Origin of the sequence: Micromonospora sp. DSM 45708 (assembly GCF_039566955.1) — a bacterium.
Taxonomy (GTDB): Bacteria; Actinomycetota; Actinomycetes; order Mycobacteriales; family Micromonosporaceae; genus Micromonospora.
Genome location: NZ_CP154796.1, coordinates 3,473,835 through 3,497,797, shown reverse-complemented (window position 1 = coordinate 3,497,797; position 23,963 = coordinate 3,473,835). Strand labels below are relative to the sequence as shown.

Annotated in this window: 28 protein-coding genes; 17 read left to right on the top strand and 11 right to left on the bottom strand. The window is 74.7% G+C overall.

Going from position 1 to position 23,963, the window contains the following annotated elements; genetic code table 11:
- Window positions 1-288: 288 nt before the first annotated feature.
- The 7 genes from VKK44_RS14940 to VKK44_RS14910 all read left to right on the top strand — a co-directional run bounded on the left by VKK44_RS14940 (window position 289) and on the right by VKK44_RS14910 (window position 4,775).
- Window positions 289-894, top strand: a complete 606-nt coding sequence (locus VKK44_RS14940) for a winged helix-turn-helix domain-containing protein (protein WP_343447600.1) — start codon at window positions 289-291, stop codon at window positions 892-894.
- Window positions 895-990: 96 nt separating this feature from the next.
- Complete coding sequence (locus VKK44_RS14935; protein ID WP_343447599.1) at window positions 991-1,620, top strand: nucleoside/nucleotide kinase family protein; 630 nt, start codon at window positions 991-993, stop codon at window positions 1,618-1,620.
- Between the two features lie 177 nt (window positions 1,621-1,797).
- A complete protein-coding gene (locus tag VKK44_RS14930; protein WP_343447598.1) occupies window positions 1,798-2,196 on the top strand; it encodes a TraR/DksA family transcriptional regulator in 399 nt (132 codons plus the stop codon).
- A 166-nt stretch (window positions 2,197-2,362) separates the two neighbouring features.
- Window positions 2,363-2,548 carry a hypothetical protein gene (locus VKK44_RS14925; RefSeq protein WP_343447596.1) on the top strand — a complete coding sequence of 62 codons (186 nt, stop codon included), beginning with the start codon at window positions 2,363-2,365 and terminating at the stop codon, window positions 2,546-2,548.
- 5 nt (window positions 2,549-2,553) lie between these two features.
- Window positions 2,554-2,982, top strand: coding sequence for a DUF2267 domain-containing protein (locus tag VKK44_RS14920; protein WP_343447595.1), 429 nt, complete (start codon window positions 2,554-2,556; stop codon window positions 2,980-2,982).
- A 209-nt stretch (window positions 2,983-3,191) separates the two neighbouring features.
- Complete coding sequence (locus VKK44_RS14915) at window positions 3,192-3,494, top strand: hypothetical protein (protein WP_343447594.1); 303 nt, start codon at window positions 3,192-3,194, stop codon at window positions 3,492-3,494.
- Window positions 3,495-3,503: 9 nt separating this feature from the next.
- Window positions 3,504-4,775 (top strand): cupin domain-containing protein, encoded by a 1,272-nt coding sequence (locus VKK44_RS14910; protein WP_343447783.1) that lies wholly within the window; start codon window positions 3,504-3,506, stop codon window positions 4,773-4,775.
- A gap of 111 nt (window positions 4,776-4,886) precedes the next feature.
- Here VKK44_RS14910 and VKK44_RS14905 read toward each other — a convergent pair whose 3' ends face one another.
- The 5 genes from VKK44_RS14905 to VKK44_RS14885 all read right to left on the bottom strand — a co-directional run bounded on the left by VKK44_RS14905 (window position 4,887) and on the right by VKK44_RS14885 (window position 9,932).
- Entirely contained in the window at window positions 4,887-5,558 is a 672-nt protein-coding gene (locus VKK44_RS14905) for a hypothetical protein (RefSeq protein ID WP_343447593.1), read from the bottom strand.
- Window positions 5,555-8,227 carry an FtsK/SpoIIIE domain-containing protein gene (locus VKK44_RS14900; RefSeq protein ID WP_343447592.1) on the bottom strand — a complete coding sequence of 891 codons (2,673 nt, stop codon included), beginning with the start codon at window positions 8,225-8,227 and terminating at the stop codon, window positions 5,555-5,557. The genes VKK44_RS14905 and VKK44_RS14900 overlap by 4 nt, the downstream gene beginning before the upstream one ends.
- Entirely contained in the window at window positions 8,220-9,098 is an 879-nt protein-coding gene (locus VKK44_RS14895; protein ID WP_343447591.1) for a hypothetical protein, read from the bottom strand. The genes VKK44_RS14900 and VKK44_RS14895 overlap by 8 nt, the downstream gene beginning before the upstream one ends.
- 10 nt (window positions 9,099-9,108) lie before the next feature.
- Window positions 9,109-9,369, bottom strand: coding sequence for a hypothetical protein (locus tag VKK44_RS14890; protein WP_030504016.1), 261 nt, complete (start codon window positions 9,367-9,369; stop codon window positions 9,109-9,111).
- Between the two features lie 185 nt (window positions 9,370-9,554).
- Window positions 9,555-9,932: a hypothetical protein gene (locus VKK44_RS14885; RefSeq protein WP_343447589.1), complete on the bottom strand. Its 378-nt coding sequence runs from the start codon at window positions 9,930-9,932 to the stop codon at window positions 9,555-9,557.
- A gap of 112 nt (window positions 9,933-10,044) precedes the next feature.
- Here VKK44_RS14885 and VKK44_RS14880 point away from each other — a divergent pair, with 112 nt between their 5' ends.
- From VKK44_RS14880 to VKK44_RS14870, 3 genes are read left to right on the top strand one after another with little or no spacing between them, the layout of a single operon-like run.
- The gene (locus tag VKK44_RS14880; protein WP_343447588.1) at window positions 10,045-12,594 is read left to right on the top strand and encodes an ATP-dependent Clp protease ATP-binding subunit; all 2,550 of its coding nucleotides are present in this window, start codon (window positions 10,045-10,047) and stop codon (window positions 12,592-12,594) included.
- A gap of 36 nt (window positions 12,595-12,630) precedes the next feature.
- A complete protein-coding gene (locus VKK44_RS14875; protein ID WP_343447586.1) occupies window positions 12,631-12,804 on the top strand; it encodes a hypothetical protein in 174 nt (57 codons plus the stop codon).
- Window positions 12,804-13,154 carry a DUF3140 domain-containing protein gene (locus VKK44_RS14870; protein WP_343447584.1) on the top strand — a complete coding sequence of 117 codons (351 nt, stop codon included), beginning with the start codon at window positions 12,804-12,806 and terminating at the stop codon, window positions 13,152-13,154. Before VKK44_RS14875 ends, VKK44_RS14870 begins: the two co-directional genes overlap by 1 nt.
- Window positions 13,155-13,206: 52 nt before the next feature.
- Here VKK44_RS14870 and VKK44_RS14865 read toward each other — a convergent pair whose 3' ends face one another.
- From VKK44_RS14865 to VKK44_RS14855, 3 genes are read right to left on the bottom strand one after another with little or no spacing between them, the layout of a single operon-like run.
- Window positions 13,207-13,443: a hypothetical protein gene (locus tag VKK44_RS14865; RefSeq protein WP_343447583.1), complete on the bottom strand. Its 237-nt coding sequence runs from the start codon at window positions 13,441-13,443 to the stop codon at window positions 13,207-13,209.
- A 20-nt stretch (window positions 13,444-13,463) separates the two neighbouring features.
- Window positions 13,464-14,450 (bottom strand): LysR family transcriptional regulator, encoded by a 987-nt coding sequence (locus tag VKK44_RS14860; RefSeq protein ID WP_343447581.1) that lies wholly within the window; start codon window positions 14,448-14,450, stop codon window positions 13,464-13,466.
- Window positions 14,451-14,499: 49 nt separating this feature from the next.
- Complete coding sequence (locus tag VKK44_RS14855; protein ID WP_343447580.1) at window positions 14,500-15,117, bottom strand: hemerythrin domain-containing protein; 618 nt, start codon at window positions 15,115-15,117, stop codon at window positions 14,500-14,502.
- A 131-nt stretch (window positions 15,118-15,248) separates the two neighbouring features.
- Between VKK44_RS14855 and VKK44_RS14850 the strand changes: the two genes are divergently transcribed.
- Complete coding sequence (locus tag VKK44_RS14850) at window positions 15,249-16,568, top strand: M20/M25/M40 family metallo-hydrolase (RefSeq protein ID WP_343447579.1); 1,320 nt, start codon at window positions 15,249-15,251, stop codon at window positions 16,566-16,568.
- 61 nt (window positions 16,569-16,629) lie between these two features.
- Entirely contained in the window at window positions 16,630-17,283 is a 654-nt protein-coding gene (locus VKK44_RS14845; RefSeq protein WP_343447578.1) for a hypothetical protein, read from the top strand.
- 54 nt (window positions 17,284-17,337) lie between these two features.
- On the opposite strand, the gene VKK44_RS14840 is transcribed toward VKK44_RS14845, so the two are convergent.
- Together VKK44_RS14840 and VKK44_RS14835 are read right to left on the bottom strand one after the other, a co-directional pair.
- Window positions 17,338-17,529: a DUF5703 family protein gene (locus VKK44_RS14840; RefSeq protein ID WP_107155556.1), complete on the bottom strand. Its 192-nt coding sequence runs from the start codon at window positions 17,527-17,529 to the stop codon at window positions 17,338-17,340.
- A gap of 104 nt (window positions 17,530-17,633) precedes the next feature.
- On the bottom strand, window positions 17,634-18,605 hold the full coding sequence (locus VKK44_RS14835; RefSeq protein ID WP_343447577.1) for an aldo/keto reductase: 972 nt from the start codon (window positions 18,603-18,605) through the stop codon (window positions 17,634-17,636).
- 163 nt (window positions 18,606-18,768) lie between these two features.
- Between VKK44_RS14835 and VKK44_RS14830 the strand changes: the two genes are divergently transcribed.
- Both VKK44_RS14830 and VKK44_RS14825 read left to right on the top strand, forming a co-directional pair.
- On the top strand, window positions 18,769-19,821 hold the full coding sequence (locus VKK44_RS14830) for an LLM class F420-dependent oxidoreductase (protein ID WP_343447576.1): 1,053 nt from the start codon (window positions 18,769-18,771) through the stop codon (window positions 19,819-19,821).
- Window positions 19,818-20,654 (top strand): undecaprenyl-diphosphate phosphatase, encoded by an 837-nt coding sequence (locus VKK44_RS14825; protein WP_107155559.1) that lies wholly within the window; start codon window positions 19,818-19,820, stop codon window positions 20,652-20,654. The genes VKK44_RS14830 and VKK44_RS14825 overlap by 4 nt, the downstream gene beginning before the upstream one ends.
- A gap of 58 nt (window positions 20,655-20,712) precedes the next feature.
- Here VKK44_RS14825 and VKK44_RS14820 read toward each other — a convergent pair whose 3' ends face one another.
- Window positions 20,713-21,294, bottom strand: coding sequence for a hypothetical protein (locus VKK44_RS14820; protein WP_343447575.1), 582 nt, complete (start codon window positions 21,292-21,294; stop codon window positions 20,713-20,715).
- 412 nt (window positions 21,295-21,706) lie between these two features.
- Here VKK44_RS14820 and VKK44_RS14815 point away from each other — a divergent pair, with 412 nt between their 5' ends.
- The 3 genes from VKK44_RS14815 (at window position 21,707) to VKK44_RS14805 (ending at window position 23,938) form a co-directional block, all read left to right on the top strand.
- Complete coding sequence (locus VKK44_RS14815; protein ID WP_343447574.1) at window positions 21,707-22,420, top strand: histidine phosphatase family protein; 714 nt, start codon at window positions 21,707-21,709, stop codon at window positions 22,418-22,420.
- 112 nt (window positions 22,421-22,532) lie between these two features.
- Complete coding sequence (locus VKK44_RS14810) at window positions 22,533-23,123, top strand: DUF3090 domain-containing protein (RefSeq protein ID WP_343447573.1); 591 nt, start codon at window positions 22,533-22,535, stop codon at window positions 23,121-23,123.
- Window positions 23,120-23,938, top strand: a complete 819-nt coding sequence (locus tag VKK44_RS14805; protein WP_343447572.1) for an SCO1664 family protein — start codon at window positions 23,120-23,122, stop codon at window positions 23,936-23,938. The genes VKK44_RS14810 and VKK44_RS14805 overlap by 4 nt, the downstream gene beginning before the upstream one ends.
- The last annotated feature ends 25 nt before the right edge of the window (window positions 23,939-23,963 follow it).

The window sequence follows — 23,963 nt, the reverse complement described above, 5'->3', positions numbered from 1 at the left end:
CGGCCCCGGTCGACCCGCGGCGCACCCGGATGCCGGGTGCGCCGCGTCCACGTCGGCGCAGCACCCGCCACTGTGAACCGGCCGGGGACCCCCCGTACCGGCGCGTGTCGTCGCTCTGCTGTAATCAACGGACCTCGTACGCAGAGCGAGCATTCGGCTCCGATGTGTTCGCCAATTGTCACATTCATGCAACGCAGTGGCCCCTTGACCCTCGCACAAGCGCCGGGAAGCATCGATGAAGCGGCGTCCCGGGCCGTGGGGAGATACCCGGACCAGCCAAGGAGGACCATGTCGGTCAGCCCCGCCTCGTCGCGCGCCGGATGGCATACGTCCCAACCCGCGGTCCCCGGCCGTCCGCCCGGCGGCCAGCGTCGCCCCGCCAACACGACCACCCCGGTGCTCACCGTCACCCTGAACATCCCGCTGTCCTGCGAGGAGTCGCTCACCCCGGCCGCCCGCCGGCTCCTCGACGCGGCGCGCGAACTGCTCGAACGCGGCGACGCGGTGGTCAGCACCGGCACCGCCGGGCCGGACCGCCGGCCCGACGTGCCGGCCGGCCGCACCCCGCCACGCCCGCTGGCCCCGACCATCCCGATGCTGCACATCCTGGCGTCCTCCCGGTCGGTGCTGCGCGACGGCGAGCCGCTGCCGCTGACCCGCCTGGAGTTCGACCTGCTGCTGCACCTGGTCGCCCACCCGCGCCGGGTGTTCACCCGGCTGCAACTGCTCAACGCGGTCTGGGGCTACGAGCACGCCGGCGTCCGCACCGTCGACGTGCACGTCCGCCGGCTGCGCGGCAAGGTCGGGGTGGACGTCCCGCTGGTCACCACCGTCTACGGCGTCGGCTACCGGCTCGCCGACGACGCCCGGGTGACCATCGACCGCACCGGCTGACGCGTCGCGCCCACCACCCGCCCGCCGGACGGAGCCCCGACCGCCCGGACGCGAACCGGTGGTGAGCCCACGCCGCCGGCCGGGCAGGATGGACTGATGCGCGTCCGCCCGATCAGCCCCGACCGGCTCGTCGCCGAGCTGACCGGCCGCCTCACCGGCACCGAGGCGTCCGGCCGGTTGCGGGTGGCCGTCGACGGGCCGCCCGCCGCCGAACCGGACGCCCTCGCCGCCGCGCTCGTCGACCCGCTGCGCGCCGCCGGCCGGCCGGCCCTGCACGTCCGCGCCGCCGACTTCCTCCGCCCCGCCTCGGTGCGCCTGGAACAGGGCCGCACGAACCCGGACGCGTACTACGAGGGCTGGCTCGACGAGCCCGGGTTGCGCCGCGAGGTGCTCGACCCGGCCGGCCCGGCCGGCACCGGCCGTGTGCTGCCGTCGCTCTGGGACGCCGACGCGGACCGGGCCAGCCGGGCCGCGTACCAGGATCTGCCGGCCGGCGGCGTGGTCCTGGTCAGTGGCGCGTTGCTGCTCGGCGGCACGCTGGCGTTCGACGTCGCCGTGCACCTGGTGCTCTCCCCGGCGGCGTTGGCCCGGCGCACCGACCCGGCGTGGCGCTGGACGCTGCCCGCGTTCGCCCGCTACGCCGACGAGGTCGACCCGGCCTCCTTCGCCGACGTGGTGGTGCGTGCCGACGACCCGCGCCACCCGGCGCTTGTGGAACGGCCCTGACCAGGCGGTACGGACGTACGGGAAAGTGCCAGGAAGTCTCCGGTTTGGCCTGCCGTGGGCAGGGGTAATCGCCCGGCTCACAGAGCACGGGCGATCTCGTCCGTGCGTTCATCTTCGCCCCGGGCCCGCCGGCGTCGCCGGAGGACCGGGTCGAGGCCGCAGGAAAGGCAGGCAGCGATGCTCGTCCACGACACGACAGCCACGGGCCGCTCGCAGGCGGAGGTCGACCAGATCCGGCAGTCCCTGCGGTCCCGGTACGACGAGCTGACCGCGGAGTACGACCAGGCCGTGCTGCAGAGTCAGGTGCTGCGGCTGGTCGAGGTCGGCGACACCGCCGGCGACGACCAGGCCGACAGCGGCACCAAGACCGCCGAGCGGGACACCGCCCAGTCCCTGCTGCGCACCATCCTGGACCGGCGGGCGCAGTTCGAGCGCGCGCTGGCCCGACTCGACGAGGGCACGTACGGCTTCTGCGAGGGCTGCGCCGCGCCGATCCCGGTGGAGCGGCTGGAGATCTTCCCGTCCGCGACCTCCTGCGTGGCCTGCAAGCAGACCCGCGAGCGCCGGGCCGCCTGAGTCCCGTTCCGGTAGCCGGTCGGTCCCGTGGGTGGTGGACGCCACGGCCCGCGGGAGCGCTGAGCGCCTCACCCGGTCCGGGTGAGGCCGGCTCACCCGGCCGCCGGGCAGCATGGACGGTGCGCGCGGACGCACCGGCCCGCGCGCCGCGACGAGGAGGTGGGTCATGACCGTACGGGTGGTGACGGATCGACGCCGCGGTGGCGTGCTGCACGTGGTCGGCGACGCCGACGTGCCGCGGGAGCGGGGCGGGCGGCCCGGCCGGTTCAGCCCGACGCGGCTGTGGCGGGGGCCCAGCGGGCCGCCGCGACGCGCCGACGACCGACGCTGGGAGACCGACACCCGGGGGTGAGCCGGATGGCTGAGCATCTGATGTCCGCGTTCGAGTCCTCGCTGGACAAGACGAACGTGATCCTGAAGGAGATCGAGTCGGCGTACGGCTGGCCGCCGGATCGCCGCAACCAGTCGTACGCGGCGCTGCGCACCGTGCTGCACCTGCTGCGCGACCGGTTGCCGGTGCCGGAGAGCGCCGAGTTCGCCCAGCAGTTGCCGGTGTTGCTGCGCGGCATCTACTTCGACGGCTGGCAGCCGGAGAACGTGCCGATCAAGCTCAACCGCGACGACTTCCTCTACGAGGTCCGCCAGGGCTTCCCGTACGACGTGGCGGGCGGTCCGCAGCGGGTGGTGCAGGTGGTGCTGGACACGCTGCGCCGGCATGTCACCCAGGGCGAGTGGCAGGACGTGAAGTCGTCCATGCCGCAGGGCCTGGATCAGCTCATTCCCTGAGCCGGCCCCATCCCGGTCCGTCCCGCCCCCTCGGCGGGGCGGGCCGTCGGGCGTCCGGGGGACCCGCGGTCCGGCCGCCTTTGGGCGCGAACCGTGCGTGCGCCCGGGTCCGGGCGTCTACGGTGTGGTTAGAGACGATCGGGCGTGGGGTACCACCCGCTGCACACGGCCCCCGGGAACACGCGGGGCGGCACACCGAGGGAGCACCCATGGCACTGAACGACGACGACATCCGGACCAGCGGCGGCAGCGGCCAGGAGGGCCCGGCCGACGGCGGTGCCACCGCGGGTCAGCACGACGGTGGCGCTGATGGTGGCGCGGAGGGTCCGGCCGATGGTGGCGCGACCCCGGGTCAGCACGACGGTGGCGCTGATGGTGGCGCGGAGGGTCCGGCCGATGGTGGCGCGACCCCGGGTCAGCACGACGGTGGCGCCGACGGCAGCGCGGAGGGTCCGGCCGATGGTGGCGCGACCCCGGGTCAGCACGACGGTGGCGCCGACGGCAGCGCCTGACCGATGAGCCTGACGCACGTCGACCCGCCGGGTGGCCACGGCCACCCGGCGGGTCCGTCCTCCGCCGCCGCGGCGTTGGCCCGGTGCGTGGCGGTCGAGCCGGCCAAGTTCGCCGCCGACCACTGGGGGCGCAGCCCGCTGCTGTCCCGGGCCGCCGAACTGCCCAACCCGGACGGCTTCACCGACCTGCTCAGCCCCACCGACGCCGACGAGCTGCTCAGCCGGCGCGGCCTGCGTACCCCGTTCCTGCGGGTGGCCAAGGACGGCCAGCTCGTGCCGGCGGCGCGGTACACCGGCGGCGGTGGCGCCGGCGCCGAGATCGGCGACCAGGTGCTGGACGAGAAGGTGCTGGCGCTCTACGCCGACGGCGCCACGCTGGTGCTCCAGGGCCTGCACCGCACCTGGCCGGCGATCGTCGACCTGGCCCGCGACCTGGGCGCCGCGTTGGCCCAGCCCTTGCAGGTCAACGCCTACCTGACGCCGGCCGGTAGCCAGGGCTTCGCCACCCACTACGACACCCACGACGTGTTCGTGCTCCAGGTCGACGGACGCAAGCACTGGCGCATCCATCCGCCGGTGCTCGCCGACCCGCTGGAGCGCCAGCCGTGGGGCGGCCGGGCCGACGAGGTCGCCGCCACCGCCGACGGCCGGCCCGCGCTGGACGTGGTGCTCGAACCGGGTGACGCGCTCTACCTGCCGCGTGGCTGGCTGCACAGCGCCCAGGCGCAGGAGTCCAGCTCGCTGCACCTGACCGTGGGCATCCGGGCGCTGACCCGGTACGCCATGGTGGAGGAGCTGCTGGGCCTGGCCGCCGAGGACGCCCGGCTGCGCGCCGGCCTGCCGTTCGGCCTCGACCTGGCCGACCCGGACGCGATCGAGCCGGAGCTCACCGAGACCGTCGAGGCGCTGCGCGACTGGCTGCTGCGGGCCGACCCGGCGGCGGTGGCCGCGCGGCTGCGGTCCCGGGTGTGGCCGGCCGCCCGGCCGGCCCCGATCCGCCCGCTGGCCCAGGCCGACGCGCTGGCCCGGCTCGGCCCCGACAGCCGGGTCGCGACGCGTGGCGGCCTGCGCTGGCAGCTCGCGTCCACCGGGGACGGCAGTGTCGCGCTGCGCCTGACCGACCGCACGCTCACGCTGCCCGGCACCTGCGAGCCGGCGCTGCGCGCGCTGCTCACCGGCGAGGCCACCCGCGTCGGCGACCTGCCCGGCCTGGACGACGACGCCGACCGCCTGGTCCTCACCCGCCGTCTGCTCAGGGAGGCCGTCCTGGTCCCCGCCTGACCGGCTCACCGCGCGGGCCTCGCCTCGTCTCGCCTCGATGATCATGGGGTTGGCGGACCCGCGACGGCGTGTCGCGTCGCCAACCTGATGATCACCGCGCCGGGGGCGGAGTCAGCGGGTGTAGGTGACCGTCAGCAGGAGCAGCGTGGTGGCCAGGCCGCTGGCGGCCACCAGGATCATCGGGCGGGGGGTCAGCACCGCGTGCCGGCGGTCGGCCAGCAGCCGGGCCGGCGCCAGCCCGACCAGCGGGCCGAGCAACGTCACCACCAGCGCCAGCACCGGCAGGCCGACCGCCAGGTCACCGCCCGAGCCGGCGCCCAGCGCCCGCGCCCCGATCCCCAGCAGGTACGCCACCAGCGCGCCGCCCACCCCGCAGGCGATCAGCAGCGGGTTCACCGAGCCGGGCAGCTCACCGGGCGTTCCGGTGCGCTCCAGCAGCTCCCGTACGCCCCGCAGCAGCGGCACCGGGTCACCGGCGGCACCGCGTACCGGCCCGGGCGGGTCGCCCAGGCGCCGGGTGCCGCCGCCGAGCCGGGCGCGTAGCTGCGCCCACAGGTGGGTCACCTCGCCGTCCACCCGGTCCACCATGCGCTGGGCCTCGGCCAGCTCCGCCTCGGCGAGCCGGACCTGCTCGTCCGCCTCGGCCACCGCCCGGTCGGCGGCGGCGACCTGTTGGGCGTACCAGGTGTGCGCCTCGGCCCGCTGGGCGGCCACCCGGGCGGTCAACTCGGCGAGTCGGCGGATCTGGGCGCGGTACGTCTCACTGGAGACCGGTTCGTTCATCGGGAGGGACCATAAGGGATGATCACCTGTCCGGTGCGGTGCACCGCGCGGTCGAAGTAGAGACCGCGCCACGGCCGGGGATACCAGTCCGGGCCGCCGCTGCCCGGGTAGAGCGACGAGCCCAGCTCACCGCCCTGCACGTCGAGCGCCACCCAGGCGCCGATCTGGTCCGTCCGCGCGCCGGCGCCGCCCAGGTCGGCCCGCATCCGGGCCACGCCCCGCCACCAGGCCAGCACGTGGGTCCGCCGCTCCGGCCCGTCGTGCAGGACCCGGCGCAGCTGCTCCAGCCCGGTGCGGGTGCCGGCCTTGCCGGCCAGCGCGCCGGCCGCCGCGTCCACCGCGTACAGCAGCAGGAAGTGCGGGGTACGCGGGGTGCCCGGCGCGCTCAGCCCGTCACCCACCTCGGCCATCAGCTCGGACACCGTCTCCTCGTCGTACCAGGAGGCGTCGCCGGCCAGGTCCTCGTAGAGCGCGCGGGCGGCCGGGTCGGCGTCCGGGTCGAGACAGGCGATGGAGAACCGGGCGGTGCCGGGCGGGTACTGCCGGGCCAACGAGCGGGCGGCGGCGTCGAGCACCGCGCACGCCTCGTCCACCCGGGTGCCCAGCACGGCCAGGTTGCGTCCCGGGGCCCGGGGCAGCCGCAGCACCGCCGAACGGGACTGCACGTCGATGATCTCGCCGAGCAGCGCCACCGGGTTACGCGGCACGCCCTGCCCGGGGGCGTTCAGGGCACGGAAGTCCGGCGCCTCGGCCAGCCGGGGGATCGCGTCGCCGTCGAAGAGCCGGGCCGGCGCGGCGTCCTGCGGGCGCATCCGCCACAGCCGGTGTTGCAGCTCGCTCCAGGTCTCCCAGTCGCTGGCCGACGGGATGCGGGCCACCTCGTTGCCCTCGGTCAGGCCGGACTCGGCGTTGACCACGGCGTGGTGGCGGGGCAGCGACTGCGCGGCGTCGTTGCGTTCGGCCAGGATGCGCAGCGCCTTCGGCAGCGCGATGCGCAGCGTGAACTGGGCGACCAGCGCGGGCCGGCCCCAGAGCGCCTCGATGCCGCGTACGTCCTGGGAGGCGAGCACCAGGTGGATGCCCTGGGAGCGGCCCCGCCGCGCCAGGTCCTCCAGCAGGTCGGCGGCCTCCCGGGCGACCACGTCCCGACCGGCGAGCAGCGCCTGGAACTCGTCGACCACCGCGACGATCCGCGGCCAGTGCCCGGTGGGGTCCACCGCCCGCAGCTCGGCCAGCTTGGTGACCTCGTGCTTCTTCGCCGCGTCGGCCCGCCGGCGCAGCTCCTCGGCGAGGAACCGCAGCAGCGCCAGGCCGAACTCCCGGTCGGTGTTGACGTTGATCCCGACCAGCCGCATGTGCGGCAGCCAGCTCGGGTCGCGCCGGCCCTGGGCGAACCGGGCGAAGGACACTCCCTCCTTGAAGTCGAGCAGATAGAACTCCAGCTCGGCGGGGGAGTAGCGGGCGGCGAGCGCGCCGATCCAGGCGAAGATCAGGTTCGTCTTGCCGGTGCCGGACGGGCCGCCGATCAACGCGTGCGGCGGGTAGTCGCCGAGCGTCAGCAGCACCGGCCGCCCGTGCGGGCCCTCGCCGATCGGCGCGGTCAGCCCGTGCGCCGAGTCCTCCCGCCAGTAGTCGTCGGGCGGGGGCAGCAGATCGGTGAAGGGCGTCGGCGGCGGTCCCGCGGCGACCCGGGAGGCGACCGCCCGGCAGGTCTCGGTGACCAGGGTGGGCGGTGGTGGGGCGTCGAGCACCACCGGCAGGCCGGCGATGCGGGCGTCGTCCGGGTCCACCACGATCCGGGTGACGGTCGGGTCGTCGGGCAGGTCGATGCCGCGGACCACCAGGTGCACCCCGCACGCGGCCCCGGTGCGGACCACCCGGTCGAGCTGGCCGCGCTCGTGCCGGGACAGCTCGTCGCCGCCGAGCAGCACCGCCACCCGCCACGGCTCCGGTCGCCGGCCGGTCGCGGCGGCCAGCTCGCGCAGGGACGCGTACTCGCCGGCCAGCACCGTGGCGTTGATCCGGCGGATCTGCTCGACCAGGTCGTCCAGCAGCCGGCCCAGCCCGCCCGGGCCGACGAACGTGAGCAGGCCGGCGGTGCCCAGTGGCGCGAACCCGGCCAGGCCGCCGCCCAGGTGTTCCGGGTCGTAGCCGTGCAGCCGGACCGCGCCCGGGTCGGCCCGGCCGACGGAGCGTAGCAGCAACGCGGGCACCACCGCGGCGAGGCCGTCCCGGTCGCCGCCGGCCAGGTGCGCGTGCCCGGCGTCGAGCAGCGGGACCAGCGCCGGCACCGGTTCGGCGCCGGCGATGCGGACCGTGCCGATGCGGACCGCGCCCGGCGGCTCGGCCCGCCCGGCGGGGGTGGCCGTCCACCGGTCCCACGGCGCGGACGCCGCACCCGGCGCTTCCCGCTGGGCCGCGGCGGCGGCCCGGCGCGCCAGCTCGGCCAGGCGGGCGGCGTGCCGGGTGTCGATCTCGGCGAGTCGCCGGTCGCGGGCCGCGCCGACCCGGCCGGGCACCGCCGCGGCGGCACGCCGGGTGCGCGCCAGCCGCTCCCGGCCGGCGGCCAGCTCCGCGTCGGCGGCGGCGAGCCGGTTCCGGGTGGCGCCCAGGGCCTCGGAGAGCATCCCCCGGACCCGCGTCACCAGTTGGGCGCGGACGTCAGCCACGCGACGGCTCCCGTTCCTCGGTGTCCTTCGGCAGGTCCCGGCCGAGCCGGTCGAGCAGCACACCGGTGAGCACCCCGGCGGTGACCGCCGGGTCGGCGGCGTGCGGCTGCTCCTGCCCGTCGTCGCGGCGCGGCGGGGGCATCCGGCAGATCCGGGTGAGTAGCGTGTCCAGCACCGGCGGCGGCAACCCGGGCAGCAGGTCGCGGACCCGCCCGTCCAGCTCGCGGCGCAGCCGGGTCAGGTCGTCGGCGCGGGGCGGGTGGCCGAGCAGCTCCCCGGCGAGGTCGCGCAGCATCGGCGGGGCGATCGCGGCCAGTCCCAGCCCGACGTCGGCGTGGGCCCGGCGCAGCTCGGCGTGCAGCCGGTCCCGGTCGCCGGAGCGGATGCCGACCACCACCCGGCGCAGCAGCTCTTGGGCGTTCTCGACCCGCTCGTCCGGCTCGTCCGGCGCGCCCTCCCGTCCGCCGGTCAGCTCCGCCACGCGGACCGCCCACCAGCGGCGTACCGCGGGCTGCTCGCCCGGCTCGGGCGCCGCGCCGGGCGCGGGCGGCGCCTCGCCGCGTGGCGCGTCGTGCCGTGGTCGCCGCTCGCCCGACGTCGCGGGCGGCGCGCCGTCGGCGGCCAGCCCGATCGCGGCCAGGTACGCGCTGAGCTGCTCCTGCGCCACGCGCAGCGCGTAGCCGGCGGTTTCGGCGTGTTCGGTGGCGGCGGTCAGCTCCGGCACGCCCATCGGGTCGGCCGACTCCTGCCGCACCCAGCGCAGCCGTTCCTGCGCCTGGCCGAGCTTCTCCAGCGCGGCGGCGAGCTGCGCCAGCGGCAGCTCCTCGGCGGCGGCGCGGACCTGCGCGCCGATGTCCTCGACGATGGACACGGCCGCCCCTTCAGAGCGTCGCGACGTAGAGCTGTGCCTGCTCCACCGCCACCAGCGTCGCGGCGAGGCACTCCTCCAGCTCCTGGCTGGCCTGGGTCAGCGAGGCCTGGGCCGCCTCGACGGTCTCGTGGCCGCTGCCCTCCAACGCGCCGGCCAGGGTCTGCTGCGCCTCGGCCAGCTTCTCGCCGGCCGCCTGCACCGCTGTCTGGCCGTCACCGATCTGCTGGAGAGCGACATCGATGGCGGCCTTCAGCTCGGCGACGCTCGCCACGGGGACCTCCTGGGGGCAAGGGAGATCTCCATTACAACCCATCCCATCCAGTGGACGAACATCCACCCTCGCGCCGTTCCTGCCCGCGTGTCCGATTACGGCCCTGACGTGCGGGAAGGGCGGTCACGGGTGGAGTCGGCGGTCCCACCGACGGTCCGCCCGGTCCCGTTGACGGGACTCGGGCGTCAGCGGCCCAGCCAGCGCGGGCCGCGTACCTCCGCGCCGAGCGCGCTGACCCGGGCCCGCAGCTCCCGGTCCGCGGTCACCACCACCCGCCGACGCTCCGGCGCGGCGGCGACCAGCTCCACCACCGTGTCGTCGCCGGACCCGGGCGCGGACACCACGTCGACCCCGGGCGCCGGCGCCACGTGCCGCGCCGCGCCCTCCACCACCAGCACCACCTGCACCGGCGGCGGCAGCTCCGGCGGCACGCCGGCGCCGGCCAGCGGGGTCAGCGCGTCGCGCAGCCGCACCGCCGCGCCGGCCCGGTCGCGCCACCAGCCGTCCGGCCGGGAGCCCACCACGTTCGCGCCGTCCACCACCAGCAGCGGTCTGCTCTCCATGCGCCCAGCCTGCCATCCGCCCGCGTTTGTCGCGCACACCGCCGGGTAGCCACCGCCGACCGTGCCGCGCGTGCCGCGTCCCGGTCGTGCCGACCGACTGCGGAGGACGAACATGATGGGACCCGGCGACTTCGGCAACGACCCCTGGGACGAGTTCCTGGCCCGGTACTTCGGCCGGGGCGAGGGCGGTCGACGGCCGGCCCACCGGGTGGACATCACCCGCCTGATGACCGCCGACGCCCGGGAGATGCTGGCCGACGCGGCCCGGCGGGCCGCCCAGAAGCACAGCAACGACCTGGACACCGACCACCTGCTCTGGGCCGCGTTGCAGCGCGAGCCGCTGCGGGACCTGGTCCGTCGCGCCGGGGCCGACCCGGACGCGCTGGTCAACGCGCTGGGCGGGCGCGCCGAGAGTGGCGCGCCCGGCGGCGAGGTGCCGCCGAACCTGTCGCTCACGCCCGCCGCGAAACGGGCGCTGCTCGACGCCCACCAGCTCTCCCGCGCCATGGGCGCCAACTACATCGGCCCCGAGCACATCCTGATGGCGCTACCGCTCAACCCCGAGTCGCCGGCCGGCCGGATGCTGGCCGCCGGCCGGATCCAGCCGGAGTCGTTGCAGGCGGCCAGCGCCGAGCGCGGCACCGGCGGCCCACGTCCGGACCGGGGCACCCCCACCCTCGACCAGTACGGGCAGGACCTCACCGAGCTGGCCCGGCTGGACCAGATCGACCCGGTGATCGGCCGGGCCGACGAGATCGAGCAGGCGGTGGAGATCCTGTCCCGGCGTACCAAGAACAACCCGGTGCTGATCGGTGAGGCCGGCGTCGGGAAGACCGCCATCGTGGAGGGGCTGGCGGAGCGGATCTGCGACGGCGACGTGCCGCAGACGCTGATCGGCAAGCGGGTCATCCAGCTCGACCTCTCCGGCCTGGTCGCCGGCACCCGCTACCGGGGCGACTTCGAGGAACGCCTGAAGAAGGTGATCGACGAGATCCGGGCCCACCGCGACGAGCTGATCATCTTCCTGGACGAGATCCACACCCTGGTCGGGGCCGGCGGCGCCGGCAGCGAGGGCGGGATGGACGCGTCCAACATGCTCAAGCCGGCGCTCGCCCGCGGCGAGCTGCGGGTGATCGGCGCGACCACGCTGGACGAGTACCGGCGCAGCATCGAGAAGGACGCCGCCCTGGCCCGCCGGTTCCAGCCGGTGCTGGTGCCCGAGCCGAGCGTCGAGGACACCGTCGCCATCCTGCGTGGCCTGCGCGACCGCTACGAGGCGCACCACCAGGTCCGGTTCACCGACGAGGCGCTGGTCGCCGCCACCGAACTCGCCGACCGCTACGTCACCGACCGGTTCCTGCCGGACAAGGCGATCGACCTGATCGACCAGGCCGGCGCCCGGGTACGGCTGCGCACCCGGACCCCCGCCTCGGACGTGCGCGACCTGGAGCAGCAGCTCGACGAGGTACGCCGGGACAAGGAACAGGCGGTCTCCGACGAGCAGTACGAACGTGCCTCCTCGCTGCGCGACAGGCTGGCCGAGCTGGAGGACCAGATCGGCCGCGCCCGCGGCGACGAGGGGCCCAACCACGTGCCGGAGGTCGGGCCGAAGGAGATCGCCGAGGTGGTGTCCCGCGCCACCGGCATCCCGGTCACCCAGCTCACCGAGGAGGAACGCGACCGGCTGCTGCGCCTGGAGGGGCACCTGCACCAGAAGGTGATCGGGCAGGACGACGCGGTCGGCGCGGTCGCCGAGGCGGTCCGGCGCTCGCGTACCGGCCTGGCCGACCCGAACCGGCCGATGGGCAGCTTCCTGTTCCTCGGCCCCACCGGCGTCGGCAAGACCGAGCTGGCCCGCGCGCTCGCCGAGGCGCTGTTCGGCGAGGCGGACCGGATGGTCCGGGTGGACATGAGCGAGTTCCAGGAGCGGCACACCGTCAGCCGGCTGGTCGGCGCCCCGCCCGGCTACGTCGGTTACGAGGAGGCCGGCCAGCTCACCGAGGCGGTCCGCCGTCGCCCGTACGCGGTGGTGCTGCTGGACGAGATCGAGAAGGCTCACCCCGATGTGTTCAACATCCTGCTCCAGGTGCTCGACGACGGCCGGCTCACCGACAGCCAGGGACGGACCGTGAACTTCAAGAACACCGTCCTGATCATGACCAGCAACCTCGGTTCGGAGCTGATCACCGGCACCCAGCGCACGGTCGGGTTCGCCACCGGCGAGCCGGGCGAGCAGGAGTCCACCGAGCTGCGGGAACGGCTGATGCGGCGGTTGCAGGAGAACTTCCGCCCGGAGTTCCTCAACCGGATCGACGAGGTGATCATCTTCCAGCGGCTGGAGGCCGAGCAGCTCCGGGAGATCACCGGCCTGCTGCTGGAGGAGACCCGCCGCCGGCTGCACGCCCAGGACATCCAGGTCGAGATCAGCACCGCCGGCGTCGACTGGCTCGCCGAGCACGGCTACCAGCCGGAGTTCGGGGCCCGCCCGCTGCGCCGGGTGATCCAGCGCGAACTCGACAACCGGCTGTCCCGGATGCTGCTGGAAAACGAGATCTCGCCGGGGCAGAAGGTCACCGTCGACGCCCGCGACGACCAGCTCGTCCTCGACGTGTCCGCCGGTGAGCGCGGCTACTCGGCCGCCACCACCTCCCATCCCCGATGAGGGGACGGCCCGTCGCGCAAGGATCGGAGGGCGGACATGACCGAGCCCGAGGAGACCGGGGAGGACGCCGCGGCCGGTGAACCGATCGAGGCGCCGCCGACGGCGAACCCGTCCCGGGTCCGGGTGCCACCGGAGGGACTGACCCCGCAGACACCGAGCAGCGAGGGCGAGCCGGAACCGTCCGGGCCGCCGCCGGGAGAGGAGGCGTGATGGTACGCGAGGCGCGACTGGACCCCGAGGTCGAGATCATCTGGGACGACTTCCACGCCGAGGTGAACGTTCCTTCCGAGCAGCTACGGCAGTGGCTGCTGACCCGGGGGTCGGGGGAGGAGGCGTTCGGCCCGGACCCCGACCTGGACCTGCCCGAACCCGGCCGGCAGATCCTCGCCGTGCTGCGCAAGCGCAAGGTGGACCTGACCCCGGAGGACATCGAGGTGATGCGCGAGGCGATCACCCGCATCCGGGAACTCGCCGCCGACCGGCCGCACCGGGGCGCCGCCGACGACGAGTGGCGGCACGCGCTGCTCGACCTCGGTCACGACGTGCTGGTGGAACGCTGATCCGACGCCGGACGCCCGGGCGGGCACCCCGCCCGGGCCGACCGGGCACGGCCTACTCGGACTCCATGCTGGGCAGTCGCAGGCCGGCGGCGTCGGCTGCGGCCTGCCGGTCCGCCCGCGCCCGCTCCTCGCGGCTGAGCAGGGTGGCGTACTCGGTGACGTCCGCCGGGTCCGGCACCTCGGGCAGCCGGCGCAGGAACGCCTCGGTGTCAGCGGCGGCGGCGGCGTGCGCGGCGGCTGCCTGGCGCAGTAGTTCCCGCTGGTCGGCGGCCGGATACAGATCAGTCATGCCGCCGGTGATACCCGCGTTCAGGCGGTTCGCACCCCACCGGTGCCGTTGGGCTGCACGCCGAAGTCCGGATGCGCCAGCAACCAGGCCAGATAGTCCGGATGATTGGCCAACGCGTCGGTGTAGGCCGCCACCGCCTTCTCCAGCACCGGCTCGGCCACCGCCGCGGCCGGCGCCTCCGGGTGCCAGCCGAACAGCAGCCGCCAGCGCAGCGGCGCGCCGGCCAGCCGGCGGGTGACCAGCCCCGCCACCGGACGGAAGGTGGCCTGGCACAGCGCCACCGCGGTGCCCGCGTCCACCAGGTCCAGCGCGGCCCGCACGTCCGCCTCGTACACCTTGCGCGGGGTGAAGCCGGCGCGCGCGCAGGCGGCGGCGAAGCAGTCGCCGAAGCAGCCGTCGCCCGGCGCGGCCACCCACTGCTCACGTCGCAGGTCGAGCAGGTCTATCTCGTCGCGGCCGGCCAGCGGATGGGTCTGCGGCAGCAGCACGAAGACCGGGTCGACGGCCACCTCCCGCCAGCTCAACCCGAACACCGGCGACGGCGTGGCGTCCCCGCACACGCCGGTCAGGGCGAAGTCGAGCCGACCGCCGGACACCAACTGGGCCAGCTCGTCCACCGACCACGACGCGTACGTGGAGATCTGCGCGTCGGACCGCTCGGCGGCGAGCCGGTGCACCAGCCGGCCCAGGATCGGGCTGTTCACCCCGCCGAACCGGTAGCGGCGCAGCGGGTCGCCCGCGCCGGCCAGCCGGGCGGCCTCGTCCTGGAGGCCCTTCATCGCCGGCAGCAGCACCCGGGCCCGGTCCAGCACCAGCTCACCCAGCGCGGTGGGCCGGGCGCCCCGGCGGTCCCGTTCGAACAGCGGCCCGCCGAGGACCCGCTCGATCCGCTGGAGCTGGGCGGTCAGCGCCGGCTGGGCCAACCCGAGCAGGGACGCCGCCTTGGTGACGCTCCCCGTCTCGGCGATCGCGCAGACCACCCGCAGGTGTCGCAGCTCCAGATTCATACGGTGACGGTAGGACCACGAACGGGTGTCCGGGAAGGGGTGGATCGGCTCAGGCCTCCCGGCGGTGCTCCAGGTCGGCCAGGCGGGTCCGCCGCCCGGTGACCGCGTCGCGCACCTTGTCCAGCACCCCCACCGCCGGCTCGACGATCTTGTTCCAGGGCGGGGTGGCCGGGGTGCCCGGGTGCGGCCGGGTGGGCGCCGCCTCCTCCGCGATCTCCCACCGGTTGCCCAGCCGGATCAACTCGGCGTCGCTGGCCACCTCGCGCAGCGGCGTGACCAGCGCGGCCACCCGGCTGACGTGCCGGCGCACCCGCTCCGCCACGTCCGCGAGCGCCGCGTCGTCCGGGCCGGACAGCCCCTTCAACGCGGTCAGCAGCGCGGCGTCCGCCTCGATCTCCCGGGTGACCAGCTCGGCGCTCTCCGGCACCGCCGCCCGGGCGGCCGGGAACAGGTACTGCTCCTCGGCGGAGAGGTGCCGCGACACCGCGGCGGTCAGCACGTCCAGCACCTGACGGCGGTCGGCCGGGTCCAGCCCGGCGTCGGTCACCCGGTCGGCCAGCTCCAGCAGGGCGCGGTGCTCGGCGTCCACGAGGTCGGCCAGGCTCCGCCCACCCGGCCGGTACCGGTCGTCGGCGGCGGGCGGAAGCGGCGGCAGGGGGACGGTCATGGTGCCCTCCTCGTGGTGGCCGGAATCGTGGTGGCCGGAATTGATGTTCGGCGTTACCCTCCCGCGCGTCCCGCGAAACCGGTCCGCACCGCGCCGGCCGTCACGACCGACCCGGCTGGTATAAGGAAGCGATGACGACCTCCGCCTCACCCGAGCCCACCGACGAGGTCGTGGACCTCTGCCGCGACCTGCTGCGCATCGACACCACCAACACCGGGGACAACGACACCAGCGCGGGGGAGCGGCGCGCGGCGGAGTACGTCGCGGAGAAGCTCGCCGAGGTCGGCGTGCACGCCGAGATCCACGAGTCGGCGCCCGGCCGGGCCAACCTGGTCGCCCGCATCCCCGGCACCGAACCCGACCGGGACGCGCTGCTGGTGCACGGCCACCTCGACGTGGTGCCCGCCGACCCCGACGAGTGGTCGGTGCACCCCTTCTCCGGCGAGATCCGCGACGGCTACCTGTGGGGCCGGGGCGCGATCGACATGAAGGACTTCGACGCCATGGTGCTGGCCGTGGTGCGCGACTGGCAGCGCGCCGGCGTCCGGCCCCGCCGCGACATCGTGCTCGCATTCACCGCCGACGAGGAGGCCGGCAGCGACTACGGCGCACACTTCCTGGCCCAGCGCCACCGGGGCCTGTTCGACGGCTGCACCGAGGCGATCGGCGAGGTGGGCGGCTTCTCCTACTCGGTCGACGACACCCGCCGCCTCTACCTGATCGAGACCGCCGAGAAGGGCATCGACTGGCTGCGCCTGCACGCCCGGGGGCGGCCCGGCCACGGCTCGATGATGCACGACGACAACGCGGTGACCGCGCTCGCCGAGGCGGTCGCCCGGATCGGCCGGCACCGGTTCCCGGTGGTGATGACCGACACCGTACGGGCGTTCCTGGCCGAGGTCTCCGACGTGCTCGGCATCGAGATCGACCCGGACGACCCGGAGACCGCGATCGCCAAGCTCGGCCCGATCGCGAACATCATCGGCGCGACGATCCGCAACACCGCCAACCCGACCCGGCTGGCCGCCGGCTACAAGGACAACGTCATCCCCGGTCGGGCCACCGCCACCATCGACTGCCGCAGCCTGCCCGGGCAGAGCGAGGAGCTGGAACGGCAGTTGCGCGAGCTGGTCGGGCCGGACATCGCGATCGAGTACGTGCAGCGCCAGCCGGCCCTGGAAACCACGTTCGACGGGGACCTGGTGGCGCAGATGTCCGCCGCGCTGCGCGCCGAGGACCCGGGTGCGCACCCGGTGCCGTACATGCTCTCCGGCGGCACCGACGCCAAGGCGTTCTCCCAGCTCGGCATCCGCTGCTTCGGGTTCGCGCCGCTGCGGCTGCCGGCCGACCTCAATTTCTCCGGCCTGTTCCACGGCATCGACGAGCGGGTTCCGCTGGACGGACTACAGTTCGGCGTGCGGGTTCTCGACCGCTTCCTCCGCAACTGCTGACCGCGCCCGCCGCGGCGCCGTCGGCGCGGAACCTGCCCCCATCGCGAAGGGACTGCCTCACATGACCGACCAGCACGCTGAGCTGGACGCCGCCCTCGAGCGGGTGATCGACGCGGCCCGCGCCCACCTGGCCGCCGTCCGGGCCGCCCAGGGCCGGATCGACGACGACGCCGTCTGGCAGGCGTACGTCGCGTTGAACAACGCCTCGTTCGCCTACGACGAGCAGCTGCTCGACGCGTTCGGCGAGGTGACGCCCTGGGACGTCGAGTCGATCGACCCGGACGAGGCCGACGAGCGCTTCGGCGCGGTCGAGGGCGGCGAGCCCACCGACCCGCACCCCCGGGTGATCTCGGTGCGGCAGCGCCGCGACTACCGGGTGCCCAGCGTCGCCGCGCTGCTCCGGGTCGCCGAGGCGGCCCGCCGGGAGGGCACCCCGGAGGAGGACGAGCCGGCGCCGGTCGAGGGCGTCGGCGAGGCGGTGCTGGAGCTGCTGCAGAGCGGCGACGGCTCGCTGTCCGCCCTCGACGTGCCCGAGCTGGAGCCGCTCGACGGCGTGGTCATGGTCAGCGAGGTCGGCACCCCGGTCGACCTGGAGTCGTTCGACGACGACGACCCGGTCGGCCCGTTCCAGCCGGCCGTCGACGACCGGCTGGTCGGCCGGCTCGACGAGCACCCGTTCCTGGAACTGGACGAGGAGCACGACCACGCCCACTAGGCCGTGTTCGCCCCGGGGCCGCACCGCACGGCGCGGCCCCGGGTCGGCCCCGTCTCAGTACGACAGGCCGGGCTGCGGCTTGTTCACGACCCGGCGTCGCAGCATCACCTGCCGCGTGCCGTCCCGGTAGAGCCGCACCCGGGCCAACTCCCAACCGGAGAACTCCGCCTGGATCGCCAGTTGCGCCGCGGCGGTCAACCGATCGACATTCGAAGGCAACCGCAGCGGCGCGTACTCGTAGTCCATGGTTTCCATGCTGCCCAGCCCGGCGGCCCTCCGCCACCCCCTGACGGTGACCCGGATCGCCCCGTGGGCGGCGTGGCCCGCTCGGCGCCGCCGGCGGCGGCCGGTCAGCCGTCCCGCTCCGGATACCCGATCGGCACCGCGGAGACGTCGTCCAACGCCGTGACGATCTCGTCCGGCAGCGTCATCCGCTCCACCTGGAGCGCGCCGAGCAGTTGCCCGACCGTGCGGGCGCCGAGGATCGGCGCGGTCACGCCCGGCCGGTCCCGGACCCAGGCCAGCGCCACCTCCAGCGGCGACACGCCGAGCCCGCCGGCGGCGATCGCCACCGCCTCCACGATGCTGGAGCAGCGGGGCTCCAGGTACCTGCCGACGAACCGGTCGAAGTGCGGCGACACCGCCCGCGAGTCCGCCGGGCGGCCGTTGCGGTACTTGCCGGTGAGCACCCCCCGGCCCAGCGGCGACCAGGGCAGCACGCCCAGCCCCATCTCGGCGCAGGCCGGCAGCACCTCGCGCTCGATGCCGCGCTCCAGTAGTGAGTACTCCACCTGGGCGGCGACCACCGGGGCACGCCCCGGCCAGGCGGCCTGCCAGGCGGCGGCCCGGGCGGTCTGCCAGCCGGAGAAGTTCGACACGCCGACGTACCGGGCCCGGCCGCTGGACACGGCGTGGTCCAGCGCGGCGAGCGTCTCCTCCAGCGGGGTGTCCGGGTCGTACCCGTGCGCCTGCCACAGGTCCACGTGGTCGGTGCCGAGCCGGCGCAGCGACGCGTCCAGCGTGCGCAGCAGGTGCCCGCGCGAGCCGTCCCGGCGTCGGCCGCTGCCCGGCCGCAGCCCCGCCTTGGTGGCGATGAGCAGCTCGTCGCGGTCCACCAGGCTGCCCAGCAGGGAGCCGATCACCGACTCGGCGTCGCCGTCGGCGAACACGTCGGCGGTGTCGACGAGGTTGCCGCCCGCGTCGAGGTAGCTCTTCAGCTGGGCGGCCGCGTCGTCCGCGTCGGTGTCCCGTCCCCAGGTCATGGTGCCGAGCGCGAGCCGCGAAACCGCCAGCCCGCTTCGGCCGAGCGGTCGCTGTTGCATGCGTGAACCTTATTTCGAAGCCGGCGTCACGGATATCCTCGCCGCAGTCAACTTCCCGCGCGACCGCAGCGCGGTGTGACGTGTTCGGGGCGAGCCGGTCGTCGGTGGCGTCACCCGCATTGCGTAACCTGGTGCGACCTGTGGTGCGGACGGTGGGAGGATCATGCGACTCGGGCTCAGCCTCGGATACCAGACGGCGTGGAGCACGCCCGCCGACCACCTGGCGCTCGCCCAGGAGGCGGACCGGCTCGGCTACTCGGTGGTGTGGGCCGCGGAGGCCTACGGTTCCGACTCGCCGAGCATGCTGGCGTGGATGGCCGGGCAGACGGAGCGGATCGACCTCGGCTCCGCGGTCATGCAGATCCCCGCCCGCACCCCGGCGATGACCGCGATGACCGCCACCACCATCGACGCGCTCTCCGGCGGCCGGTTCCGGCTCGGCCTGGGCGTCTCCGGACCGCAGGTCTCCGAGGGCTGGCACGGCGTGCGGTTCGCCAAGCCGTTGGCCCGCACCCGGGAGTACGTCGACATCGTCAAGCTCGCGGTGGCCCGCAAGGAGGTCGCCTACGACGGCGAGCACTACACGCTGCCGCTGCCGGACGGCCCGGGCAAGGCGCTGCGGCTGGGCTTCCATCCGCCGCGGGCGCACATCCCGATCTACCTGGCCGCGGTCGGCCCGAAGAACCTGGAGCTGGCCGGCGAGATCGCCGACGGCTGGCTGGCCGTCTTCTATGCCCCGGAGTTCGCCGAGGAGCAGCTCGCCCCGGTCCGCGCCGGGCGGGCCACCGCCGGCAAGGAGCTGGCCGGCTTCGACGTCGTCCCGTCCGTGCCGGTGGTGGTCGGCGACGACGTCGCCACCTGCGCCGAGCTGGTCCGCTGGTACGCCGCGCTCTACGTGGGCGGAATGGGCAGCCGGAAGCAGAACTTCTACAACCAGCTCGCCACCCGGATGGGCTACGGCGACGCGGCCCGCGAGGTGCAGGATCTCTACCTGGCCAAGCGGCAGCGGGACGCCGCCGCCGCGGTGCCGCTGGAGTTCATCGACCGGACCTCGCTGCTCGGCCCGAAGGAGCGCATCGCCGAGCGGATGCGGGAGTACGCCGCCGCGGGCGTGACCACCCTGTCGGTGACGCTGTTCGTGGCCGACCGGGACAGCGGCGTGCAGACGCTGCGCACCGTCGCCGAGGCCCTCGACCTGTCCGGGGTCGGCGAGTGACCTGGATCGAGGCCATCGTCCTGGGCGTCGTCCAGGGGCTGACGGAGTTCCTGCCGGTGTCGTCGTCCGGCCACCTGCGGATCACGTCGGCCATCTTCTTCGGTCGCGACGCGGGCGCGTCGTTCACCGCGGTGACCCAGCTCGGCACCGAGGCCGCCGTGCTGATCTACTTCTTCAAGGACATCTGGCGGATCGTCCGGACCTGGTGCCTCGGCCTGGTCGACCGTTCGGTGCGCTCCAGCCTCGACTACCGGATGGGCTGGTACGTCATCGTCGGCACGATCCCGATCGGGATCCTCGGGCTGCTCTTCAAGGACCAGATCCGCACCGCCGGCCGCAACCTGTACCTGATCTCCTTCACGTTGATCTTCTTCGCCCTGGTGCTCGCGTTCGCCGAGTACTGGGGGCGGCAGACCCGCACGTTGGAGAACTTCCGGATGCGTGACGGCGTGGCGATGGGGCTGGGGCAGGCCATGGCGCTCATCCCGGGTGTCTCCCGGTCGGGTGGCACGCTGACCGTCGGGCTGTTCCTCAACCTCACCCGGGAGACCGCGGCCCGCTACTCGTTCCTGCTGGCCATTCCCGCGGTGGTGATCTCCGGCGTGTTCAGCCTGCCGGACGTCTTCGAGCCGTCCGCGCCGGGCACCGCCGCGCCGAGCGTGGCCCAGATGGTGGTGGCCACCCTTATCGCGTTCGCCATCGGGTACGCGGCCATCGCCTGGCTGCTGCGCTACGTCGCGCACCACACGCTCTACCTGTTCGTGATCTACCGGGTGGCGCTCGGCACGCTGGTGCTCTGCCTGCTGCTCACCGGCACGATCAGCGCCACCTGACGTCGCCGCGGTACGCCGAAGGCCGGCACCCCGGATCGGGGTGCCGGCCTTCGTGGTGTCAGCCGTTCCAGTGCTGGGCGACGAGGTCGGCGGCCTGCTGCTCCCACTGGGCGTAGTGGTCGGGGTAGGCGCTGACCTGGACGGTCTGGGCGGCCCGGGTCAGCGGCATGTCCTGCCAGCCGTCGACCTGCTTGAGGCCCTTGAGGAACGCCAGGGTGGCGTACTCGGGGTCGGTGATCTGCTCGACCGTGCCCCAACCGCTGGACGGGCGCTGCTGGAACAGGCCCTGCGAGTCGTGGTCGTTGCGGTCGCCGAGGTGGCCGAGGTTCTCCAGCTTCGACTCCTGGAGGGCGGTGGCGATGGAGACGACCGCGGCGCGCTCGTCCATGCCGGCCTTCTTGGTCGCGGCGATGATCGCCTTGACGTTGGCGGTCTGCTCGTCGTCGAGGTCGATGCGGGACTGGGCGCCCTGCACGCCGTGCGGCACGAGCGCGGCGGGGTCGAGCTTCGTCTGCACGGCCACGGCGCTCTCGCGCGGGCCGGGGGTGGCGTCCTGGTGGTTCAGCGGACCGGCGGCCAGGCCACCGGCGACGGTCAGACCGGCGATACCGAGGATGCTCTTGCGCAGCATGGTGTTCATGGGGGCTCCGTTCGGGGGTCGACGCACCCGGGGCGGGGCGCGTGGCACCGTCAGGCGCTCGTCTCGGGGGATCCGGCCGGGCCACGGGGCGGGGGCCTCGTCGTGGCTGCCGAACCAGGTGCAACGACCGGCGACCCGCCGTCATTCCCGGGGGTGCCCGGGGCGTGGTGGCTGCTCGGCCGTACACCCGGTTACAACGCCGCCCACCCACCGCCGATTCCGCCCGGCGGGTGTCACCCACCACCCTCGAACCGGACACCCACCCCAAACGGCCCGTCCGCCCCGGTGATCATGGAGTCGGTGGCGTGCGGTGTCCGTTTCGTCACCGTCAACCTCATGGTCACCGTGGCCGCGACGTCGGGTGGGGGGTGCGCGGTGGCGGGTCCGGTGTCGGGCGGGGGCACGGCCTAGGGTGGTCAGCGTGGCGACCCTTCTGCTCTTGCGACACGGCCGGACGACCGCGAACGCCGACGGCGGCCTGGCCGGCCGGCAGCCGGTCGAGCTGGACGACACCGGCCGGGCCCAGGCAGCGGCGGTCGGTGGGCGCCTCGCCGGGGTGCCGCTCGCGGCGGTGGTGAGCAGCCCGCTGATCCGTTGCCGGCAGACCCTCGACCTGGCGCTGCCCGGCGTCGAGCCGGTGGTCGAGGACGGGCTGATCGAGTGCGGCTACGGCGCCTGGGAGGGGCAGCCGCTGAAGAAGCTGGCGAAGGAGCCGCTCTGGCCGGTGGTCCAGCAGCATCCCAGCGCCGCCGCCTTCCCCGAGGGGGAGTCGATGGCGGCGATGTCCGCGCGGGCGGTCGCGGCGGTGCGGGCGTGGGACGCGCGGGTCACCGCCGAGCACGGGCCCGAGGCGGTGTGGCTGGCGTGCAGCCACGGCGACGTGATCAAGGCCATCGTGGCCGACGCGCTCGGCGTACACCTGGATCTGTTTCAGCGGATCGTGGCCGACCCGGCGTCGGTGACGGCGATCCGCTACACCCCGCTGCGGCCGTTCCTGGTGCGGCTCAACGACACCGGCGGCGACCTGTCGACGCTGGTCCCGCCGCCGCGCAAGCGGCGCCGGCGGGCGGTCCGGGCCACCGAGTCGGACGCGGCGGTGGGTGGCGGCGCGGGGGCGACACGGTGAGCCGGGCGGTCCAAACCGCGGCCGGACGGCGCGGCGCGGCGCGTTGCGCTCTGGGCGGATTCGGCGTCGGTGGGCTGCGCGGTGCTTCCGCGCTCCGGATAGGGTCGTGGGTATGACGCACCAGGTGCACGCGTTCGAGCCGCCGGAGCGGTTCGTCGCCGGAACGGTCGGCCCGCCGGGGGAGCGCACCTTCTTCCTCCAGGCGCGTGGCGGCGGCCGGCTGGTCAGCGTCGCGCTGGAGAAGGTCCAGGTGTCGCTGCTCGCCGAGAAGCTGGAGGAGCTGCTCTCCGAGGCGCAACGCCGGTTCGGGGTGAAGCTGCCGGAGGCCGCTCCGGTGGTGTTGGGTGACAACGAACCCCTCGACACCCCGGTCGACGAGGAGTTCCGGGTCGGCACGCTCGGCCTGGCCTTCGACGTGGACACCGCCACCGTGGTGATCGAGGCGATCGCCGTGGGCGAGGCGGAGGCCGAGGTCGGGCTGAGCGACGCGGACGACGACGAGGTCGAGATCGACGAGGAGCCGGACGAGCCCGACGACGACCTCGACCGGCTCCGGGTGCGGCTGACCCCCGAGGCGACCCGCGAGTTCATCGAGCGTGCCAAGCGGGTGGTCAACGCCGGCCGGCCACCCTGCCCGCTCTGTGGGCAGCCGCTCGACCCGGCCGGTCACCTCTGCCCCCGGCACAACGGCTATCACCGGTGACCTCGTCGGAACTGCAACCGCGACAGGACGGCGCGGAGGCGTTGCGGCTGCTCGCCGACGGCGAGCTGACCCTGGAGGGGCGGCTGGTCGACGCCTCCAACGCCACGCTGCGCGGGGTCGTCGCGCTCGGTGAGGTCACCGCGCACTGTGTCTACAAGCCGGTCCGCGGTGAGCGCCCGCTCTGGGACTTCCCGGACGGCACGTTGGCCGGCCGGGAGGTGGCCGCCTATCTGGTCTCCCGGGCCACCGGGTGGGACCTGGTGCCGCCGACCGTGCTGCGCGACGGCCCGTTCGGTCCCGGCTCCTGTCAACTCTGGATCGACGAGCCGGCGGACGCCGAGCCGCTTGTCGGCTTCGTCCCGGCCGAGTCGGTGCCGCCGCGCTGGTTCCCGATCGCCGCGGCCCGCGACGACGACGGGGCGGCGTACGCGCTGGCGCACGCCGACGACCCGCGGCTGGCCCGGTTGGCCGTGCTCGACGCGGTGATCAACAACGCCGACCGCAAGGGCGGGCACGTGCTCGTCGGCGCGGACGACCGCATCTACGGCGTGGACCACGGCGTCAGCTTCCACGTGGAGGAGAAGCTGCGCACGGTGCTCTGGGGCTGGGCGGGCCGGCTGCTCCCGGCGGACGCGGTGGAGATGCTCGACGCGCTGGTCGGCCCGCTCGCCGGCGCGCTCGGCGAGGAGCTGGCCGAGCACCTCACGCTCGGCGAGGTCGCGGCGGTCGCCGCCCGGGTGGAGCGCCTGCGGGACACCGGCCGGTTCCCGCTGCCGCCGGAGGAGTGGCCGGCCATGCCGTGGCCGCCCATGTGAACCGGTGTCGCGTTGATCACCCGAG

Bases quoted from the DNA above. Each gene is read 5' to 3' on its own strand.
- VKK44_RS14865 (WP_343447583.1), bottom strand. From the start codon at position 13,443: ATGACTGATCTGTATCCGGCCGCCGACCAGCGGGAACTACTGCGCCAG.
- VKK44_RS14915 (WP_343447594.1), top strand. From the start codon at position 3,192: ATGGCACTGAACGACGACGACATCCGGACCAGCGGCGGCAGCGGCCAG.
- VKK44_RS14840 (WP_107155556.1), bottom strand. From the start codon at position 17,529: ATGGACTACGAGTACGCGCCGCTGCGGTTGCCTTCGAATGTCGATCGG.
- VKK44_RS14855 (WP_343447580.1), bottom strand. From the start codon at position 15,117: ATGACCGTCCCCCTGCCGCCGCTTCCGCCCGCCGCCGACGACCGGTAC.
- VKK44_RS14920 (WP_343447595.1), top strand. From the start codon at position 2,554: ATGGCTGAGCATCTGATGTCCGCGTTCGAGTCCTCGCTGGACAAGACG.
- VKK44_RS14875 (WP_343447586.1), top strand. From the start codon at position 12,631: ATGACCGAGCCCGAGGAGACCGGGGAGGACGCCGCGGCCGGTGAACCG.
- VKK44_RS14810 (WP_343447573.1), top strand. From the start codon at position 22,533: ATGACGCACCAGGTGCACGCGTTCGAGCCGCCGGAGCGGTTCGTCGCC.
- VKK44_RS14835 (WP_343447577.1), bottom strand. From the start codon at position 18,605: ATGCAACAGCGACCGCTCGGCCGAAGCGGGCTGGCGGTTTCGCGGCTC.
- VKK44_RS14830 (WP_343447576.1), top strand. From the start codon at position 18,769: ATGCGACTCGGGCTCAGCCTCGGATACCAGACGGCGTGGAGCACGCCC.
- VKK44_RS14930 (WP_343447598.1), top strand. From the start codon at position 1,798: ATGCTCGTCCACGACACGACAGCCACGGGCCGCTCGCAGGCGGAGGTC.
- VKK44_RS14935 (WP_343447599.1), top strand. From the start codon at position 991: ATGCGCGTCCGCCCGATCAGCCCCGACCGGCTCGTCGCCGAGCTGACC.
- VKK44_RS14820 (WP_343447575.1), bottom strand. From the start codon at position 21,294: ATGAACACCATGCTGCGCAAGAGCATCCTCGGTATCGCCGGTCTGACC.
- VKK44_RS14880 (WP_343447588.1), top strand. From the start codon at position 10,045: ATGATGGGACCCGGCGACTTCGGCAACGACCCCTGGGACGAGTTCCTG.
- VKK44_RS14940 (WP_343447600.1), top strand. From the start codon at position 289: ATGTCGGTCAGCCCCGCCTCGTCGCGCGCCGGATGGCATACGTCCCAA.
- VKK44_RS14850 (WP_343447579.1), top strand. From the start codon at position 15,249: ATGACGACCTCCGCCTCACCCGAGCCCACCGACGAGGTCGTGGACCTC.
- VKK44_RS14905 (WP_343447593.1), bottom strand. From the start codon at position 5,558: ATGAACGAACCGGTCTCCAGTGAGACGTACCGCGCCCAGATCCGCCGA.
- VKK44_RS14870 (WP_343447584.1), top strand. From the start codon at position 12,804: ATGGTACGCGAGGCGCGACTGGACCCCGAGGTCGAGATCATCTGGGAC.
- VKK44_RS14860 (WP_343447581.1), bottom strand. From the start codon at position 14,450: ATGAATCTGGAGCTGCGACACCTGCGGGTGGTCTGCGCGATCGCCGAG.
- VKK44_RS14885 (WP_343447589.1), bottom strand. From the start codon at position 9,932: ATGGAGAGCAGACCGCTGCTGGTGGTGGACGGCGCGAACGTGGTGGGC.
- VKK44_RS14845 (WP_343447578.1), top strand. From the start codon at position 16,630: ATGACCGACCAGCACGCTGAGCTGGACGCCGCCCTCGAGCGGGTGATC.
- VKK44_RS14925 (WP_343447596.1), top strand. From the start codon at position 2,363: ATGACCGTACGGGTGGTGACGGATCGACGCCGCGGTGGCGTGCTGCAC.